This is a genomic window from Photobacterium sp. R1 (assembly GCF_054600795.1).
Map to the genome: position 1 here is coordinate 1 of NZ_BAAHZP010000893.1, position 242 is coordinate 242.

Sequence of the window (242 nt, forward strand, 5' to 3'; positions counted from 1 at the left end):
GGTGACAGTAATTTGATTGGCGGTGAAAGGGGTTTTCGCCAGCAGTAAGCCGACACCGTTAACCGGCGCTTTGATGAGTTTGATGGCGTAGCGATCAAGCATGGTGCTGTTCCTCCTCCAGCGAGGCGGGCCAGTGCAATACCTGACCATCGGGCGGCACGTCATCCTGATCGTGGGTAACCATCAACGCAGGGATATTCAGTTGCTTGATTTCCTTAAATACCAGGTCGCGGAACTGGATG

The 242-nt window shown here is 53.7% G+C and carries 1 pseudogene; it reads right to left on the reverse strand.

Features of this window, described 5'->3' with window-relative positions:
• Positions 1–94 precede the first annotated feature (94 nt).
• Positions 95–242: pseudogene (locus ACYP03_RS27640) on the reverse strand (ATP-binding cassette domain-containing protein); the annotation flags it as partial.